We start from the raw sequence: 17,710 nt of genomic DNA on the forward strand, positions 1-17,710 counted from the left end.
CGGTCATAATGAGGCCATGCCCCGCCAGTTGCCCAGTGTTCTCACCCCTCCCGACTGGCTGGTCAGGAACCTCCGGCCGCAGCAGGCCCCCATCCCCTGGGCCGCCGCCTCGCGCGCCGCGATCGCGCTGGCCCTGCCGCTGGCGATCGGCCTCGCGGCGGGCGAACCCGCGTACGGCGCCCTCGCCTCCATGGGCGCCCTGTCCGGCGTCATCGGCGACACCGCCGACGCCTACCGCATGCGCATCCTCAACATCGCGGTCCCCCAGCTCTTCGGCGCGATCGGCGTCACCATCGGCTCGCTCGTCTTCGGCCACGGCTGGGTCGCCGTCGGCGCGGTCACCGGCGTCGCGCTCGTCTCCGGGATGATCTCGACGATCGGCGCCGTGGCCTCCGTGTCCAGCCTGCTGCTCCTCCTCAACTGCTCCATCGGCGCCGGGCTTCCACTGCCGGGATCCTGGTGGCTCGCGCCCGTGCTGATGTCCGGCGGCGGCCTCCTCGTGCTGGCCCTCGCCCTGCTCGCCTGGCCGCTGCGCTCGGGCGTCCCCGAACGGGTCGCCGTCGCCCACACCTACCGGACCGTCGCCGACCTGCTCGCCGCGACCGGCACCGAGCGGTACGTCGACGTCCGCTTCGCCGTCACCCAGTCCCTCAACCAGTCCTACGACCTCGCCCTCGCCCGGCGCGCCTTCCACCACGGCCGCAGCCCCGAAGTCGTCCGGCTGCTCGCCCAGCTCAACGCCATCACGCCCGTCATCGAAGCCGCTCCGGCCGTCCACCAGTTCAACGAGCCGCTGGCACCCGAGGTCCCGGACGCCCTGCGCCACCTCGCCGACGCCGTCGAGACCGGTTACACCGGCCCCATAGGGCTCGGCCTGCCGGTCCCCACCAACGAGACCGCGCGCGCCGTCGACCACGCCCTGCGGCACGCCGCCGACGTCGTCAGCGACCGGAACGCCGACAAGGCGTCCCTCCACAACGTCGACGACCGCCTCGGCAGGCCCGCCGCCCTGCGCGTCCGCGCCACCCGCGCCGCCCGCAACGTCCTGCTGTCCGCCGCCTCCTGGCGCTACGGCCTGCGCCTCGCCCTGTGCATCGGCCTCGCCCAGGCCCTGGTCTCCCTCGTCCCGGTGCCACGCTCGTACTGGGTCGCCCTCACCATCACCTTCGTCATGAAGCCCGACTTCGGCTCGGTCTTCTCCCGGGCGCTGCTGCGCGCACTCGGCACGGTCGCCGGGCTCGTCGTCGCGGCCGTCGTCCTCGCCCTGGTGCCGCTCGGCTGGTGGGACGTGCCGGTCATGTTCGTCCTCGGCCCGCTCATCCCGGTCCTCGGCCCACGCGGCTACGGCTACCAGACCGCCGCCGTCACCCCGGTGATCCTCCTCCTCTCCGACGTGCTCAACCACCTGGGCACCGCCCTGCTCGTGCCACGCCTCGTCGACTCCCTCATCGGCTGCGCGATCGCCCTCGTCGCCGGCTATCTGCTGTGGCCGGAGAGCTGGCACACCCGGGTCGGCGACCGCCTCGCGGACGCGGTCGCGGACACCGCCCGCTATGTGGAGTACGCCTTCGGGACGGACGTCGACCCCGCCGCCCGCGCCCGGATGCGGCGCCGCCTCTACCGCGACCTGTCCGCCATCCGTACGGAGTTCCAGCGCGCCCTGAGCGAACCGCCGCCGAACGGCCGGCGCGCCGCCGCCTGGCTGCCGCTCGTCGTCGCGACCGAGCGGATCGTGGACGCGACCACGGCCGCCGGGGTACGGCTCCGGCACGGAGCCCAGCGCCCCTCACCGGCCGAGATCTCCCACGTCGCGCTGCAACTGCGGGAGCTGTCGGACGGGCTGCGCGAGACCGACACCCTCATCGCGGTCCGCACGGATCTCACGGGGCCGGCCGGCAGTGTGCTGGAGCCGCTGCGCCAGGAGGTCGCGGCGGCTCGCGCCATCGCGTCGCCGCGCTGACCGGTCCGGAAACAGGGGGTGCGGGCCGCCCGTGCAGGGGACGGCCCGCACCTGTGGGGGGTGGGGAACGGCGGTATGCGGTGTACTACGGGTTCGGCGGCCGCTCGGCGCCCGGGACCCTGTCGGCCTAGCGGGCGTCGGTCTTGCTCAGCGCCTTGTCCAGTGCCTGCGCGAGACCGTTGGCCCAGAGCTGGTTGACGCGCGAGCGCTCGGTCGTGTTGGGGATCGCGTTGGTGCAGGACGGGCCGGGGCCACCGCCCGACATCAGCTCGCTGCACGGTCCGGAGTAGTGGTCGGGCAGACCGAGCACATGGCCGGTCTCGTGCGCGGTGATGCGGATCGGGTCGTACTGCTCGCTCTGCGCGTAGTCGAGAAAGACGTACCCGCTGCCGTGACCGTCCGTGGAGGCGTAGGAGCCACGCGAGTCGTTGCCCTCGCGGTAGGTGAAGTCGGCGCTCGACGCCGAACCCGACTGGAGCTTGACGTTCGAGACCGCGCTGTTCCATATCTGGGTGCTGCGGGCTATCTCCGCGCTGAAGGACGGCGCGCTGGAGGCGTTGTAGACGACCGTGACGGCGGCGGCGCTGCTCGGGTTCGCGGCGCGCTTCTCGGCGACGGACCTGATGACCGCCTGGAAGAACGCCTGGTTCGCCTTGGCCTCCGCGGCCGATCCGGAGTAACCGGCGTACGGGGCCGACGCGGAGGCGGGGGCGGGGGCGGGCGCCGCCGTGGCCGGGACCGCGCCGAACGTGGCGGCCGTGAGGCCCAACCCGACCGCGACCGAGAGCATGGGCAGGGAGAGTCGCATGATGACTCCTTGTGTGGGGGGTGAAGTCGTCATCGGTGAGTGTCGATGCCTGTGCGTCCGCTGTGATGATGGCAATCGGCGATAGGGCAGCCCTATCGGGGCGAGCTGCCCCGACCGTCCCGGAGCGCCCAACTCGCCTGCCTTGCAAGGGGTTTGTGCGTCTGGTGCAACCCACGCCCGCGACTTAGGCTCCGACGGCATGGAGCTTGAGGTCCGGCATCTCCGCGCGCTGTGCGCCATCGCCGACACCGGCAGCCTGCACCGCGCCGCGCGCCTGCTCGGCGTTGCCCAGCCCTCGTTGAGCACCCAGCTGCGGCGGATCGAACAGGAGCTGGGCGGGGAGCTGTTCACCCGCGAACGTACCGGCTGCCGACCCACCTCGCTCGGCCGGGTCGTGCTCGGCCGGGCCCGCCCGCTGGTGGCCGAAATGCGGTCCCTGGTCGCGGAGGCCCGCGCCGCCGCCGCGGACGACCCCCAGCTGCGCATCGGCTCCACCGCGAGCCGTGCCCTCGCGGGCTGGCTGCGCCGGTTGCGCGAACGCCGCATGGAACCGCTCCTCCAGATGGACGTGTCCGCGAACGCCCTGCTCAACCTGGTCGCCGAGGGCCGGCTCGACGTGGCCTTCGTGCACGAGGTCGAGGGCTGCCCGCTGCGCATCCCCAGCGGGCTGCGGCTGCGCGTCCTGGTCGAGCGCGAGCCCCAGTTCGTGTCCCTGCCGATCGACCACCCGGCCGCCGCGCGCTCCGTCGTACGCCTCTCCGACCTGGCCGAGGACCGCTGGATGATCGACCCGACGGTCGACGGCGAGTGGGACGCGGTACACCGGATGCTGCGCTCGGCCGGGCTCAACCCCCGTGTCCTGCACGGCGACTACCACACGACGGCATCCCTGGTGGCGACCGGTGAGGTCGTCACGGTCTGCCAGCCGACCCGCCAGTCGGGCCCCGAGACGGTGGTCCGCAGACTGTACGGCGACCCCCTCGGCGTACGTCTGCTGCTCGCGGCGCGCACCGAGGCCGAGCTGGACGGCGTCTATCCGGACCTGGCGGAGGCGTACCGGGAGACGGCACAGCAGTCCCCGGCGTACCGGGAGTGGCTGGAACGCAGCGGCGTGGACAACCCCGTCCCAGCCCTCCCCTGAGCCCCGTACGCGACTCCCGCGACGACGCCCGCGACCTCAGACCCCGATGTCGCAGCCGTCCGTGCGCCACACCGAGACGACCGCCGGGCGCACGATCCTCCCGGGTCCGTCGGGCCAGTTGCTCGCCGGTTTCTCCACCGACGCGCCGTCGATCTCGCCCGGGTGCTGGACCGCGACGAGTACCCGCCGGTCCTGGATGATCGGCCCGCAGGTCTCCGCGCCGGTCGGCACCGTCAGGAACTGCTTCAGCTCTCCGCGCCGCTCGCCCTTCGTCGCCACGCCCAGCAGGCCGTCGTGCGAGCCGAGCTGGTTGCCGTCCGTGGAGATCCACAGGTTGCCGTGCGGGTCGAAGGCCACGTTGTCCGGGCAGGAGATCGGGCTGACCTTGTCCTTCGGGAAGCCCGCGAAGTAGGTGGCGGGGTCGGCCGGGTCGCCCGCGACCAGGAACAGCGACCAGCCGAAGGTGGTCGCCTCGGCGCGGCCTCGCCGCTCGGTGAGCTCCAGGATGTGCCCGTGCTTGTTGGCGTTGCGCGGATTGGCCTCGTCGGCGCCCGCGGACCCGGCCTTTCCACGGTTGGTGTTGTTGGTCAGAACGACATAGACCTTGCCGGTGTGCGGGGAGGGCTGGATGTCCTCGGGCCGGTCCATCTTGGTCGCGCCGACCTTGTCACCGGCGAGCCGCGTGAAGACGAGGACCTCCTCGGCCGTCATCCCGTCCACGTGCGAGACGGCCCCGCGGGCGGTCGCGGTGGCCAGCGGAATCCACTCACCACTGCCGTCGAACTCCCCGTCCGCCGGAAGCTTCCCGCTCCCGTCGATGTCGGCGGCGGGGGAGTCGCCGGTCAGCCGGGCCACGTAGAGCGTCCCCTCGTCGAGGAGGGAGAGGTTGTGCTCCCGCACGGAGCGCGAGGAACCGTGCCGCATCCGCTTGCTGCCGACGAACTTGTAGAAGTAGTCGAAACGCTCGTCGTCGCCGGTGTAGACGACGGGCCGCCCGTCGTCCGTCAGCCGCACGGTCGCGGCCTCGTGCTTGAAGCGGCCCAGCGCGGTGTGCTTGCGGGGCGTGGAGGCCTGGTCGTACGGGTCGAACTCGACGACGTATCCGAAGCGGTGCGACTCGTTGGGCTCCTGCGCCACGTCGAACCGCTTGTCGAACCGCTCCCACTTGCGCTCGGTCGCGCCCGTACCGAGCCCGTACCGCTTGTCGGTGTCACGGCTCGCGTTGGCGAAGTACTGGTTGAAGTTCTCCTCGCCGTGCAGCGTGGTGCCCCAGGGGGTGGTGCCGCCGGAGCAGTTGTTGAGCGTGCCGAGCACCTTGCGCCCGGTCGGGTCCGCGGAGGTTTTCAACAGTTCCGATCCGGCGGCGGGGCCGGTGAGCCGGAACTCGGTGGTGGCGGTGACGCGACGGTTGAGGGCGTGCCGGGTGACGGCGGTGAGCCTGCCGGTCCTGCGGTCCTCCTCGACCACGACGGCGGACAGACCGTGGGCGGCCCACGCCACCTCGACCTGCTCACGGGTGGGGTTCGCGGGGTCGTACCCGCGGAACATCAGCACCTCGTCGGTGTACTCGTGGTTCGCCACGAGGAGCTGCCGCCCGCGCTCACCGGGCAGCGGGAGGAGGGCGAGGAAGTCGTTGTTGTAACCGAACTGGCCGGCCTGGGCCTTGGCGGTCTGGTGCTCCGGGTCGAAGGCGGGAGCACCGCGCAGGATGGGCTCACCCCAACGAATGACGACATTCTGGCCATATCCGCCGGGGACGGTGACGGCGTCGGCGGTGTTGGGGGCAACGGGGCTGAACCGCAGCCCGCGCGCGGCCTTTTCGCCGGTATGTCCATCACGGCCCGCAACACCCCCTCCCGCGGCCCGAATGGCCTCCGCGGCCTCCGCGGCCTGGGCGCCGGTACCGACGACCGCCGCACCCGTCGCCGTGGCGACCGTGACGACGGCCGCGGCCCGCATCATCGAACGGCGGCCGATCGCACCGGCGATGACATCACCGACGTACGCGTTGTCGCTGGTGTTGGGCACCTCGTGGAAGCAGGCGTCACCACAGCGGAACCGGCAGGTCAGGGCGGATCGCCCGCCGGGATGCGAGCCGGGTGTTCCGATCAACGGCAGCAGTCTGCGCACTTTACTCTCCCCTTGCGAACCCTTGGTGTGAGCGTGACGCTAGGGGGATGCGGGTGCGAGCACTCTGCGGCCGGGTGAACGGAGTGTGAACCTCCCGCTCTCGCAGGGGTCTTGATAACGCTCTTGACACCGCTACCTGTCGGTACCCGACCCTGCCCAAGATCGCCGGAGACGGCCGCTAACCTTACGTGTCCGTCCTGGCCAGGGATTGACGGCTTCAACTCATGCGAAGGGTTGCGCACATGGGCATTCTCACTCTCCTGCGGAACGCGTTCGGCCGCTCACGCAAGGGGCGTGACGCCGACGCGGAGACCTCGCCGACGGAGGCTACGGCCCCCACGGTCCCGGCTCCGGCCACCGAGCAGGAGCCCACGCCGGCTCCTGCCCAGGAGGCCGAGCCGAAGATCCCCGCACCTTCGTCGGAGCCGGAGCCGGCGTCGGCGCCGAAGCCGGAACCCAAGTCGTCCGTGGTGGACGAGCTGGTGTCGGCGGCCTTCGACAACGTCACGGTCCCCAAGCCGGCGGAGCCGGTACTGGAGGAGAAGACGACCGAGGAGACGAAGGCGACCGAGGAGGAGAAGGCCGAGAAGGAGCCGACTGCCGCTTCCGCTCCCGTCTCCGCCCCCGCTTCTATTCCGGCTCCGGCACCGGACCCCGAGCCGGTGACCACGGCCGACGCCGAGACCGAAGTCGCGGCGGAGCCGGTGGCCGAGCCCGAGGTCGAGGTTCCGGCCGAGCCCGAGGTCGAGGCAGAGGCTGAGGCCGTGGTGGAGGCGCCCGCGCCCGAGCCGGAACCCGTGGTCGAATCCGAGCCGGTCGCCGAGACCGCCGAGGTGTCCGCCCCGGAGCCCGAACCCGAGGCCGAAGAGGCTCCCGAGCCCGCCGCCGAGGAGACCTCGGAGCCGGACGCCGAAGAGACCCCGGAACCGATCACCGCGGAAGCCCCCGAGCCCGAGGCCGAAGAAGCCCCCGCGCCCGCCGCCGAGGAGTCCTCCGAGCCGGTCGCCGAGGAAATCTCCGCCCCGGTCACCGCTGAGGTCGTCCCGGCCGAACCGACCGCCGAGCCGACCGCGGAACCGGTCACCGAGCCCGTGGCGGCCTCGGCGGACGAGTCGACGCCCGATTCGGCGGACGACTCCGCGAACGAGCCCGTGGCCGCCGACGGCGATCAGCCCCCGGCGGGGCCACCCGCACCCGACGACGAGAGCGTCACGGGTGGTGCGGGTGGGGAAGAAGACCCGGCCGAAGGCGAAGCCGAGGCCGGCACGACCGGCACCCCCGCCACCCCCCTCACCCATGTAAAGACCCACGCCCCCGACCTCGCCACCGCCTACCAGGAAGCGGGAACGGCCCTCGCGAAGAGGGACCTCACCGGTACCCGCGCCAAGGTCTACCTCGTCCTCGACCGCTCCGCGTCCATGCGCGCGTACTACAAGGACGGCTCCGCCCAGGCCCTCGGCGAACAGGCCCTCGCCCTCGCCGCCCACCTCGACCCCGAGGCCAAGGTCCAGGTCGTCTTCTTCTCCACAGAACTGGACGGCACCGGCGAGCTCACCCTCCCCGAGCACGAGAACAAGATCGACGACCTCCACGCCGGCCTCGGCCGGATGGGCCGTACGAGCTACCACATCGCGGTGGAAGAAGTCGTCACGCACCACCAGAAGTCCGGCACCACGGACCCGGCCCTGGTGATCTTCCAGACGGACGGCGCCCCGGACGCAAAGACACCCGCCACCCAGTCCCTCACGGACGCGGCGAAGAACCACCCCACGGTGTTCTTCTCGTTCGTCGCGTTCGGTGAGCACGACAACAAGGCCTTCGACTACCTCCGCAAGCTGAAGACCGACAACACGGCCTTCTTCCACGCGGGCCCGACCCCGCGCGAGCTGACCGACGCGGAGGTCTACGAGGGCGTACTGGAGAACTGGCGCCCGTAGGACCTCGCAGGACCCCGTAGGCCCAACAGGAACCACACGCGGCCGCCCGTTTCCCACCCCTTGAAAAGGGTAAGCGGGCGGCCCACCCATGTCGGCTACGATTTCAAGGTTCGCAAGACGACCGACGGTACGACCAGAACCGACGATCGTCACCCCACGTAACGACACGTAACGACTTGGGAGCAGCCGCGATGGCTCGACACCTCATCACCAGCGCCCTTCCGTACATCAACGGGATCAAGCACCTGGGCAACATGGTGGGGTCCATGCTCCCGGCGGACGTGCACTCCCGGTACCTCCGCCAGCGCGGCCACGACGTCCTCTACATCTGCGCGACGGACGAGCACGGCACCCCGGCCGAGCTGGCGGCCAAAGAGCAGGGCCTCCCGGTCGACGAGTTCTGCGCGCAGGCGCACGACGCGCAGAAGGCGGTGTACGACGGCTTCGAGCTGGCCTTCGACTACTTCGGCCGCAGCTCCAGCCCGCAGAACCGCGAGATCACCCAGCACTTCGCGCGCCGCCTGAACGAGAACGGCTTCATCGAGGAGCGCGCGATCCGCCAGGTGTACTCCCCGGCGGACGGCCGCTTCCTCCCGGACCGCTACGTGGAGGGCACCTGCCCCCACTGCGGCTACGACAAGGCCCGCGGCGACCAGTGCGAGAACTGCACCCGCGTCCTGGACCCGACCGACCTGATCAACCCGCGCAGCGCGATCTCCGGCTCGACGGACCTGGAGGTCCGCGAGACCAAGCACCTCTTCCTCCTCCAGTCGAAGCTCCAGAGCGAGGTCTCGGAGTGGGTGGCGCGCCACGAGCACGAGTGGCCGCAGCTCGCCTCCTCCATCGCCCGCAAGTGGCTGACGGAGGGCCTGCACGACCGGGCGATCACCCGTGACCTGGACTGGGGCGTCCCGGTCCCGGCCGACACCTGGCCGGAGCTGGCGGCGGAGGGCAAGGTCTTCTACGTCTGGTTCGACGCGCCGATCGAGTACATCGGGGCGACGAAGGAGTGGTCGGACCAGGACCCGGAGAACCGCGACTGGAAGTCGTGGTGGTACGAGGCGGACTCCGGCGAGAACCCGGTCCGCTACACGGAGTTCATGGCCAAGGACAACGTCCCCTTCCACACCGTCATGTTCCCGGCCACCGAGCTGGGCGTGCGCGAGCCTTGGAAGAAGGTCGACTACGTCAAGGCCTTCAACTGGCTGACGTACTACGGCGGAAAGTTCTCCACGTCCCAGAAGCGCGGTGTCTTCACCGACCACGCGCTGGACATCCTGCCCGCGGACTACTGGCGCTACTTCCTGATCGCCAACGCCCCCGAGTCGGACGACTCGTCCTTCACCTGGGAGCACTTCACCGCCACGGTGAACAAGGACCTGGCCGACACCCTCGGCAACTTCGTCAACCGCGTGCTGTCCTTCTCCAAGAAGCGCTTCGGCGAGGAGGTCCCGGCGGGCGCCGAGGCGGGCGAGGCGGAGGCGAAGCTCGGCGAGGAGATCGCGGGCCTGCTGGCCGAGTACGAGACCCAGATGGAGGCCCTCCAGTTCCGCAAGGCCGCGGCGGCGCTGCGCGCCCTGTGGTCGGCGGGCAACTCCTACCTGGAGGAGAAGGCCCCCTGGCTGGAGATCAAGACCGACCCCGAGGGCGCGGCCCTGACCCTGCGCACGGCGATGAACCTGATCCACCTCTACTCGGTGGTCTCGGAGCCCTTCATCCCCGCGTCCTCCCGCGCGATGCGCTCGGCGTTCGCGCTGACGGACGACACGGCGGTGTGGGTCTCGGCGGACGAGGCGAAGTCCCTGTCCGCCGTCCCCGCGGGCACCCCCTTCACCGTTCCCCCGGTCCTCTTCGCCAAGATCACGGACGAGGACCTGGAGTCGTACAAGGAGCGCTTCGGCGGCGCACCGGAGTAGTGACGACGCAGAGCGGGGCCCGGCACCGAAGAGGTGCCGGGCCCCGTTCCGTTCCTGTCGTCCGTATCCCTCCGTCTCACTCCTCGGCCGGAAACCGACCCCGCTGGTGACATGCTCTTGACCACCCGTATGGTTTCGCCATGGCAGTCCCTCCGGTCATCCCGATCGCCTACGAGCCGAAGTCCCGCACCGAGAGCATCGGTCGCTACGCGGACGGCCAGTTCCTGGCGTCGATCACCTACGCCTTCCCCGAGGGCTACCGTCCCGACGATGGCTGGGAACAGCACAAACGCCTCTACACGGTGCTGCACACCTTCGACGCCGGGGGCCGCTACCGCGACTCGGAGATCTGGTGCGCGGGCACCTGGGCCGAACAGCAACTGGCCCCGGACGGACCGGACTCGGTGCTCTCCCGGGCCAGGGCCCATCTGGCGAAACTCCTGCGGAGCCTGCCCCGCCGCTCCTACACGGACATCGCGGTCCGTCCCTTCCAACGCACCGTCGACGGCGTGCTGTTCGGCCTGGTGATCAGGGAGGACGAGGAGGAGGCCTGGGCAGAGCTCTACCCGGACCGCCTCGCGTTCGCCGAGCCGTGGAACGGCCAGTACGACACCTGAGCCGCGCGGCGGCATCCGAGGACTGGGCACCCGGGGCTTTCCGACCCCGGGCGCCCTTGGCGTCCCCTACGAGGTCAGGACCGCACCGGTGGTGGTGGCCAGCTCCGTCGGCAGGTTCTTCGCGGAGGTCTGGAGACCGGCGGTCAGGGCCGGCGTCCAGTTCACCGTCGTCTTCAACTTCTTCGAGTTCGCGGCGTTGTACGCGGCGACGAGATCGGTCGAGGTGCCGTTGACGAGGTTGCCGCCGCCGGCGACCGAGCCGGTGCCGTCGCCGCTGAGCAGCTTGGAGATCTTCCCGCCCGTCGGGACCTTCCAGTAGTTGTCCTCGGCGACGACCTGGGCCTTGGCGCGGGAGTTGATGCTGTAGAGGGGCGCGTACCCGTTGACGGTCGTGGTGTCGAAGTAGTTGTTGTAAATGTGCACCTGCCCGATCCGGGTCAGGGGAGCCCTCTGAACGATCCCCTTCCACACGTTGTGGTGAATGGAGACGCGCAGCTTGCCGACGCTGTCGGTGTCGCTGCTGCCGATCAGCATGGTCTTGTCGTGGTTGGTGAACTGATTGCGCTCGACGGTCACCAGGTCCGAGCCCTTGGTGATGTCGAGGTCACCGTCGTGGATCTGGTACTCGCGGCCGTAGTACTTCGGGTTGGCGCTGTCGAAGTGCGACGCGTCGGTGAAGGTGTTGTGGTCGGCCCACACGTGCGTCGCGCCGCGCAGGGTGACGGCGTCGTACGCGGAGTTCCAGTTGCCGCTGTCGCCGTCGGTCGGGTCCCACTGCGGGAAGCAGTCCTCGGTGGCGCTGAAGGTCAGATTGCGGATGATGACGTTGTCGACGCTCTGCACCTGCAGACTGCCACCGGTGATCCCGGCCTTGGTGCCCGGCACACCCACGATGGTGGTGTTGGCGGGCACCTTGAAGACGATGTTCTTCGCCTGCTTCTGCTGCGCGGCGTCACGGGCCTTCTCCTGCGTGCCGGAAGGCAGCTTGGAGGTGCCGTACGCGGCCGGGTCGTAGGCCTTCAGATAGGCGGCCAGCGAGTACCCCGTACCGGCGGAGTAGTCGGCGCAGGTCAGCTTCTTGCCCGAGTCGTCGGTGTTGGCGTCGATGACACCCTTGACCTGAATGATCTTGGGCGTGGAGTTGTCGGCCTTGCCCAGCGCCTTCACGAGCTGGGCGCGGGTGCTGACGGTGTAGACGTGCGAGGAGTCGGCCTGCGAGCCGCCGGTCGTCCCGGACCCGGATGCCGCCCAGCCGTCCTTGGCGGGCAGCACCTGGTGCGCGAGGTCGACCGTACCCGCGTTCGCGTTCATCACGAACGCGACGGCGCCGAGGCCCGCGGCCGTGACGGCGGCGGCGGAGACGATGACGGCGCGACGCTTGCGGAGGGACCTGCGGTGCGAGGGGGATGCCACGGATGAGTCCTTACGTGGTTGTGGAGCACGTGTTGTGGTGCACGAAGCCCCGCTGAGCGGTGCTTCTGACTCATCAGTGGCCGCGGAGACCGGAAAGGTTGCCGCCCTTTTCAACTCGCCCGACGGAGGATGCCGTTACCCGTTCCAGGAGGCACCCGTGCGGATGCGGGAGAGCAGCGCGGCGAGAGTGTGGGGAGAGACGGAGAGTATTCGGTCGGGGTCGTCACTCTCACGGAGGAGCAATGTGCTGTCGTGGTGGGCGAGTTCGACGCACTCGTCCCCATCGCCGCCTCCGGAATAGGAGGACTTCTGCCACTGGATCACGCGCTACAACTCCTTCGCCATACGGTGTATGAAGTCCCGCGACTTCGCTGGGTCGAGCGATACCGACTCCACCTTACGAAAGAGCGTTCGGAACCGGGCGAGCTGAGACTGCGCGTCCAGAAACGGTCCGCCATGCGGCGCGTCACGCTTCGCGGTGTCCAGTTGGGGCACGGGACCGCCCGCGTAGAACATCGAGGTGTTGGCACCGGCGAAGCCGTCCACGTCGAAGGGGATGACACGAACCGTGACGTTCGGACGCTCCGACTGCCTCAGGATTTCATCGAGTTGGGCTCGCGCGGCCTGCCGATCGGCCACGCGCGTCCGCAGCACGGACTCGTGGACGACCGCCTCGTACGAAACCGCCTCGTCCCGCTCGACAACAATCCGCCTGCGCATGCGGTGAGCGACTCTTGGCTCCAACTCACTCGCTGGCAGCTCCGGAACCATGTAAGCGAATACTGAGCGGGCGTACTCCTCGGTCTGCAACACGCCCGGCACATGCGCAGTGGAGATCACGTTCAGGAAGCGCGCGTGATGCTCAAGCTCGGACAGATCCAGGAAACCGAGCGGAAGCACGCCCCGAAACTCCTCCCACCAGCCTCGCGTACGATCCGTCGCCATCGCGACCAGCGCGTCGATCAACTCCTCGTCCGCACAGGCGTACAGGGACGAAAGCCGCCGTACGCGCTCCTCGCTGACGCCGGAGAGCCCGGACTCGACCTGGCTCATCTGGGCCGAAGTCGATGACAGAAGCCCCGCCGCCTCACGCGCCGACATTCCTGCCGCGTCCCGCAGTTTGCGCAACTCGGCACCCAGCCGCACCTGACGCGCGCTGGGCTGACTCCTCGGCGCCATGCGACTCATCTCCTCAACGGGTCCTCGTTCGGGTGTCAGGCTACGCGAACGACTTGCACCGGGAGAAATTTCTCCTCTACCGTCAGTGACGCGACGCACACTCAGCGAAACCCCGGGGCACCGGAAGCGCACCGCACCGTCCTGCCACGACGGTCGCGACATGCCACCGCCGTCCCCACTCCCACCTCGCCCCCAGGAGTCCCGCATGCACGAATCCCAACCGGCCCCCGCCCCCTGGGAGTACACCCTCTACATCCCCAACGACCCCCGGGCCGTCGCGATCTGTCGCCGTACCGTCCGCCTGATCCTCACCGCCCACGGCCTCCCCCACTTCACGGAAGCCGCCGAACTGCTGGCAACGGAGCTGGTCACCAACGCCGTTCAGCACACGAGGGGCCCCGCCGCCCTACGCCTCCGCGCGGAGAACGGCGCGCTGCGCATCGGCGTCTGGGACGCGGACCCCACACCACCCCGCCCGACCCGACACCCCACCCCGGACGCCGAATCGGGTCGCGGCCTCGCGCTTGTCCACAGCTGTGCGGACACCTGGGGATGGGTCCGCCAACGGGACGTCAGAAACATCATCGGCACCGGCAAGTACATCTGGTGCGAACTGACCGCGGCGGCGTGAACGTTTCATCGACCCCCGAAAGAGTGATCCCCCCTCATCGGCCGAACCCCCGGCCCAAGATCCCCCTAGGTTCCGCCACATGGTCACATCAACCCACGAGGTCTCGCACCGGATCTTCGCCGAGCACCCAGAGGCGCTCGCGCCCGTCTACGAGGCGCTCGGCGTCCCGCCGCCGACGAAGTGACAAGGACACTCTGGCGTACTGGTTCGAGACGATGGAAATCGCCCTGGCGAACACCCCGGCCAAGGCGAGGTGGAGGGAATTGCAACGGCGGAGGCCGTCGAGGAGGGCGTCGGCCAGGATCACCCGCCGGCTCCAGCCGCGCCGGCGGCCAGAGCCGTCTTCCACCAGGGGGCGCTGTACCAACCGCCCGGCATCCGCCGGCCGCCCACGACCCCGCCGGGGTAGTAGTACGGCGTCGCGTCACCGGGGCGGGGCGAGGCCGCGTAGGTCCGACCGTCGATCGTGACCCGGCCGTCCCGGGCAGTGATCGAGCTCGTGCCCAGGTCGGGGAGGGCGGGGCCGGGGTCGAGGCCCAGCGAGGTGCGGACGGCGCGGATGTAGTGGAGGCCCTCCAGAGCCGTCTGCGAGGCCATCGCGTACTGCGCGCCGGAGCGAGCCGTGACCAACTGACCCTGCGCGGCCCGGTGGCGTTCGGCGGCGTCGGTCAACGCCTGCGCCGCCGCCGCGTTGCCCCGCGCGTCGAGCGTGGACAGGCTCCCGCCGAGCCGCTCCACCCAGCGGTGGGCCTCCGCCTCCGCGTCCAGGTCGGACACCGCGCCGTACGACCGCGACGACCGCCGCTGGAAGGCGACCGCGGCCACCGCTCCGACGATCAGCAACAGTGCGACCAGTACGACTCCCATGGCTTCCTCCGGCGCTTGCGTGTTCCGGTACGGCGCGAGGTGACCTCACCCGCCTCCCCGCCATCACACGCCCCGCCACTGTGCACCCCCGCCGAACCGCCTGTGCGTCCACGGTGAACCTCGCCAGACACCCGATCCCGACGCCCGTACGGCCCAAAGGGCCCGGAACCAGTGGAGTTCCGGGCCCTGGTCGAGCGAGCTGGTGGGTCAGCTCGCCGAGGGCGACGCCGACGTGCTCGGCTGCGTGTCCGTGTTGTCGTGCGTCTCGTCCGGGGCCACGCCCATCGTCAGGTGCGCGCGGACTCCCTTCGCGATGTTCTTCTTGTCGTACTTGAGGTACAGGAGGCCGCCCGTGTGGCCGTTCTGGGGGTAGATCGTGTCCTCGGTGAGCGTGGTGCGCGTGGTGGTGTTCGTGAAGTACGGGGAGACCTTCGCCGACGCCAGCACCGACTTCTCGTCGAAGAAGAACTGGCCCGTGTGGCAGGTGTGCCCGCCCTCGTAGCCCGCGTCGGTCCAGGTGCCGTCCACGTGCACCTTCGTGTGGATGTGCACGGCGCGACCCTGGTACCAGCCCGGGAAGATCGTCTTGAAGGTGACGTGGCCGTGCCGGTCCGTGTGCCAGGTGCCGCGCAGGAAGCGGTCGTCGTCGGTCGGCTCCTGGTGGCCCCCGCCGCCACCCCCCGGGCCGCCGGTCGGGGGCTCGCCGGTCGGGGTGCCGGAGGGCGGCGGGCCCGTCGGGGCCGGGCCGCCACCGCCGTTGCCGCTCGACTCGTAGCCCGAGTAGACGCCCGTCGCGCTGCAGTGCCAGATGTCCACGGCCGCGTTCCTGAGCGGCTTGCAGGTGTCCGCGTCGATCACCTTGAGTTCGAGGGTGAGCGGGATGCCCTCTTGGTCCTCGGTGACGTCCTGGCGGATCTTGTCGGCGTCGATGTAGTACGGGCCCTCGACCAGCTCCGAGGTGAGCGTGTAGCACGTTTCCGCCGCAGCGTGCGTCTCCGGAGCGGTCTCCTCAGCCGAGGCGTTCACCGACAGCGCGCCGCCGACCCCCACCGCGGTCACCGCCACGCCACTCGCCATCAGAACCGTACGGCGGGCCAACCCACCTCTGTTTTCGGGTACTTGAGAATCCGTCATGACCCGGGACGCTAGAGGCGAGAAGCCTGGGGGAATATTGGAATGCGCTGTGAAACGTGGTGCGCAAGCGAAAGGGCTCGAAACCGGCGTCGGTTTCGAGCCCTTCGGCCTGACTGAGGCCTGACTTAGGCCTGCCTGAGGCCAACTTCCTACTTCGGCTGCGGCTTCCGCACCGACAGGTGCAGCTCGCGCAGCCGCGTCTCGTCCAGCTCCGTCGGCGCGCCCATCATCAGGTCCTGCGCGTTGCCGTTGAGCGGGAACGCGATCGTCTCGCGGATGTTCGGCTCGTCCGCGAGGAGCATGACGATGCGGTCGACGCCCGGGGCGATGCCGCCGTGCGGCGGGGCGCCGAAGCGGAACGCGCGCAGCATGCCGGCGAACTGCTCCTCGACGGTGTCACGGTCGTAGCCCGCGATCTCGAAGGCCTTGAGCATGATCTCGGGCTCGTGGTTGCGGATCGCGCCGGAGGACAGCTCGACGCCGTTGCAGACGATGTCGTACTGCCAGCCCAGGATGTCCAGCGGATCCTGGGACTCCAGGGCCTCCAGGCCGCCCTGGGGCATCGAGAACGGGTTGTGCGAGAAGTCGATCTTCCCGGTGTCCTCGTCCTTCTCGTACATCGGGAAGTCGACGATCCAGCAGAACCGGAAGACGTTCTCCTCGAAGTTGCCCGAGCGCTTCGCGGCCTCGACCCGCACCGCGCCCATGATCTTCGAGACCTCGTCGAACTCGCCCGCGCCGAAGAACACCGCGTGGCCGGGGGCCAGGGAGAGGCGCTTGGTCAGCTCGGCGACGTTGTCCTCGGTGAGGAACTTGGCGATCGGGCCCGTCAGCGAGCCGTCCTCACCCACCCGGACCCAGGCCAGGCCCTTCGCGCCCTGCTCGACCGCGTAGTCGCCGAGGCCGTCGAAGAACTTCCGGGTCTGACCGGCGACGTCCGGCACCGGCAGGGCACGTACGTGCTTGCCGGCGAAGGCCTTGAACTCCGAGCCCTCGAAGATGTCGGTGATGTCGACCAGCTCCAGCTGGGCGCGCAGGTCCGGCTTGTCGGAGCCGTACTTCAGCATCGCCTCGCGGAACGGGATGCGCGGGAAGGGGGAGGTGACATGACGGCCACCACCGAACTCCTCGAACAGCTCCGTCATCAGCTTCTCGATGGGCTGGAAGACGTCCTCCTGCTCGACGAAGGACATCTCCACGTCGAGCTGGTAGAACTCGCCCGGCGAGCGGTCCGCGCGCGCGTCCTCGTCGCGGAAGCAGGGCGCGATCTGGAAGTAGCGGTCGAAGCCGGAGATCATCAGCAGCTGCTTGAACTGCTGCGGGGCCTGCGGCAGGGCGTAGAACTTGCCCGGGTTCAGACGGGAGGGGACCACGAAGTCGCGCGCGCCCTCGGGAGAGGTGGCGCTGAGGATCGGGGTCGCCATCTCGTTGAAGCCCAGCGCCGTCATCTTGTGACGGATCGCGGAGATCACGGCCGTACGCAGCAGGATGTTGCGGTGCATGCGCTCGCGGCGCAGGTCGAGGAAGCGGTACTCCAGGCGCCGCTCCTCGTTGACGCCGTCCTCGGCGTTGATCGTGAACGGCAGCGGGGCGGCGGCGCCGAGCAGCTCGACCTCGCTCACCTCGACCTCGATCTCGCCGGTGGGCAGGTCCGGGTTGACGTTCTCCGCGCCACGCGAGACGACCTTGCCGTCGACGCGGACCGTCGACTCCTTGGAGACCTTGTCGAGGGCCTCGTAGGCGGGCGTGCCGGGTCGGGCGACGAGCTGCGTGATGCCGTAGTGATCGCGCAGATCGATGAAGAGGATGCCGCCCAGGTCTCGGCGATTGTGCAGCCAGCCGCTCAGCCGGACGTCGCTGCCGACGTCAGAGGCGCGGAGCTCGCCGCAGGTGTGGGACCTGTACCGATGCATCGTCGTTCATCCAGTCTTCGCGGATCGGGGTCTGTTTCACATGAGCTTGGGTCTGTTTCACGTG

14 protein-coding genes are annotated in these 17,710 nt (G+C 69.8%); 6 read left to right on the plus strand and 8 right to left on the minus strand.

Going from position 1 to position 17,710, the window contains the following annotated elements; translation table 11 throughout:
• Nucleotides 1-16: 16 nt before the first annotated feature.
• Entirely contained in the window at nucleotides 17-1,960 is a 1,944-nt protein-coding gene (locus tag SMIR_RS17915; RefSeq protein WP_168493733.1) for an FUSC family protein, read from the plus strand.
• A 127-nt stretch (nucleotides 1,961-2,087) separates the two neighbouring features.
• On the opposite strand, the gene snpA is transcribed toward SMIR_RS17915, so the two are convergent.
• Complete coding sequence (gene snpA / locus SMIR_RS17920) at nucleotides 2,088-2,768, minus strand: snapalysin (protein WP_168493731.1); 681 nt, start codon at nucleotides 2,766-2,768, stop codon at nucleotides 2,088-2,090.
• A 199-nt stretch (nucleotides 2,769-2,967) separates the two neighbouring features.
• On the opposite strand from snpA, the gene SMIR_RS17925 reads away from it, so the two are divergent.
• Complete coding sequence (locus tag SMIR_RS17925; RefSeq protein WP_168493729.1) at nucleotides 2,968-3,909, plus strand: LysR family transcriptional regulator; 942 nt, start codon at nucleotides 2,968-2,970, stop codon at nucleotides 3,907-3,909.
• Between the two features lie 36 nt (nucleotides 3,910-3,945).
• Here the strand turns inward: SMIR_RS17925 and SMIR_RS17930 are convergent, their stop codons facing one another.
• Nucleotides 3,946-6,039 carry a PhoX family protein gene (locus SMIR_RS17930; RefSeq protein WP_168493727.1) on the minus strand — a complete coding sequence of 698 codons (2,094 nt, stop codon included), beginning with the start codon at nucleotides 6,037-6,039 and terminating at the stop codon, nucleotides 3,946-3,948.
• Nucleotides 6,040-6,281: 242 nt separating this feature from the next.
• Here SMIR_RS17930 and SMIR_RS17935 point away from each other — a divergent pair, with 242 nt between their 5' ends.
• From SMIR_RS17935 to SMIR_RS17945, 3 genes are all read left to right on the plus strand, one after another.
• Nucleotides 6,282-7,976 (plus strand): VWA domain-containing protein, encoded by a 1,695-nt coding sequence (locus tag SMIR_RS17935; protein ID WP_168493725.1) that lies wholly within the window; start codon nucleotides 6,282-6,284, stop codon nucleotides 7,974-7,976.
• 191 nt (nucleotides 7,977-8,167) lie between these two features.
• On the plus strand, nucleotides 8,168-9,892 hold the full coding sequence (metG, locus tag SMIR_RS17940) for a methionine--tRNA ligase (RefSeq protein ID WP_168493723.1): 1,725 nt from the start codon (nucleotides 8,168-8,170) through the stop codon (nucleotides 9,890-9,892).
• Between the two features lie 140 nt (nucleotides 9,893-10,032).
• A complete protein-coding gene (locus SMIR_RS17945) occupies nucleotides 10,033-10,509 on the plus strand; it encodes a hypothetical protein (RefSeq protein ID WP_168493721.1) in 477 nt (158 codons plus the stop codon).
• A gap of 66 nt (nucleotides 10,510-10,575) precedes the next feature.
• Here SMIR_RS17945 and SMIR_RS17950 read toward each other — a convergent pair whose 3' ends face one another.
• From SMIR_RS17950 to SMIR_RS17960, 3 genes are all read right to left on the minus strand, one after another.
• Complete coding sequence (locus SMIR_RS17950; RefSeq protein WP_168493719.1) at nucleotides 10,576-11,922, minus strand: pectate lyase family protein; 1,347 nt, start codon at nucleotides 11,920-11,922, stop codon at nucleotides 10,576-10,578.
• 135 nt (nucleotides 11,923-12,057) lie between these two features.
• Entirely contained in the window at nucleotides 12,058-12,246 is a 189-nt protein-coding gene (locus SMIR_RS17955; RefSeq protein ID WP_168493717.1) for a DUF397 domain-containing protein, read from the minus strand.
• A 3-nt stretch (nucleotides 12,247-12,249) separates the two neighbouring features.
• Nucleotides 12,250-13,101, minus strand: coding sequence for a helix-turn-helix domain-containing protein (locus SMIR_RS17960; protein ID WP_168493715.1), 852 nt, complete (start codon nucleotides 13,099-13,101; stop codon nucleotides 12,250-12,252).
• Between the two features lie 205 nt (nucleotides 13,102-13,306).
• Here SMIR_RS17960 and SMIR_RS17965 point away from each other — a divergent pair, with 205 nt between their 5' ends.
• Nucleotides 13,307-13,732, plus strand: coding sequence for an ATP-binding protein (locus SMIR_RS17965; RefSeq protein WP_212727176.1), 426 nt, complete (start codon nucleotides 13,307-13,309; stop codon nucleotides 13,730-13,732).
• A 303-nt stretch (nucleotides 13,733-14,035) separates the two neighbouring features.
• On the opposite strand, the gene SMIR_RS17970 is transcribed toward SMIR_RS17965, so the two are convergent.
• The 3 genes from SMIR_RS17970 to aspS form a co-directional block, all read right to left on the minus strand.
• Nucleotides 14,036-14,599 carry a hypothetical protein gene (locus tag SMIR_RS17970; RefSeq protein WP_211118760.1) on the minus strand — a complete coding sequence of 188 codons (564 nt, stop codon included), beginning with the start codon at nucleotides 14,597-14,599 and terminating at the stop codon, nucleotides 14,036-14,038.
• A 207-nt stretch (nucleotides 14,600-14,806) separates the two neighbouring features.
• On the minus strand, nucleotides 14,807-15,733 hold the full coding sequence (locus tag SMIR_RS17975; RefSeq protein ID WP_212727177.1) for an intradiol ring-cleavage dioxygenase: 927 nt from the start codon (nucleotides 15,731-15,733) through the stop codon (nucleotides 14,807-14,809).
• A gap of 149 nt (nucleotides 15,734-15,882) precedes the next feature.
• A complete protein-coding gene (gene aspS, locus SMIR_RS17980; RefSeq protein ID WP_054234171.1) occupies nucleotides 15,883-17,646 on the minus strand; it encodes an aspartate--tRNA ligase in 1,764 nt (587 codons plus the stop codon).
• Nucleotides 17,647-17,710 lie beyond the last annotated feature (64 nt).

The sequence above is a fragment of the Streptomyces mirabilis genome, assembly GCF_018310535.1.
GTDB lineage: Bacteria > Actinomycetota > Actinomycetes > Streptomycetales > Streptomycetaceae > Streptomyces.

Coding starts and splice junctions, on each gene's coding strand:
- SMIR_RS17915 (WP_168493733.1), top strand. CDS start 17: ATGCCCCGCCAGTTGCCCAGTGTTCTCACCCCTCCCGACTGGCTGGTC.
- snpA (WP_168493731.1), bottom strand. CDS start 2,768: ATGCGACTCTCCCTGCCCATGCTCTCGGTCGCGGTCGGGTTGGGCCTC.
- SMIR_RS17925 (WP_168493729.1), top strand. CDS start 2,968: ATGGAGCTTGAGGTCCGGCATCTCCGCGCGCTGTGCGCCATCGCCGAC.
- SMIR_RS17935 (WP_168493725.1), top strand. CDS start 6,282: ATGGGCATTCTCACTCTCCTGCGGAACGCGTTCGGCCGCTCACGCAAG.
- metG (WP_168493723.1), top strand. CDS start 8,168: ATGGCTCGACACCTCATCACCAGCGCCCTTCCGTACATCAACGGGATC.
- SMIR_RS17945 (WP_168493721.1), top strand. CDS start 10,033: ATGGCAGTCCCTCCGGTCATCCCGATCGCCTACGAGCCGAAGTCCCGC.
- SMIR_RS17960 (WP_168493715.1), bottom strand. CDS start 13,101: ATGGCGCCGAGGAGTCAGCCCAGCGCGCGTCAGGTGCGGCTGGGTGCC.
- SMIR_RS17965 (WP_212727176.1), top strand. CDS start 13,307: ATGCACGAATCCCAACCGGCCCCCGCCCCCTGGGAGTACACCCTCTAC.
- SMIR_RS17970 (WP_211118760.1), bottom strand. CDS start 14,599: ATGGGAGTCGTACTGGTCGCACTGTTGCTGATCGTCGGAGCGGTGGCC.
- SMIR_RS17975 (WP_212727177.1), bottom strand. CDS start 15,733: ATGACGGATTCTCAAGTACCCGAAAACAGAGGTGGGTTGGCCCGCCGT.
- aspS (WP_054234171.1), bottom strand. CDS start 17,646: ATGCATCGGTACAGGTCCCACACCTGCGGCGAGCTCCGCGCCTCTGAC.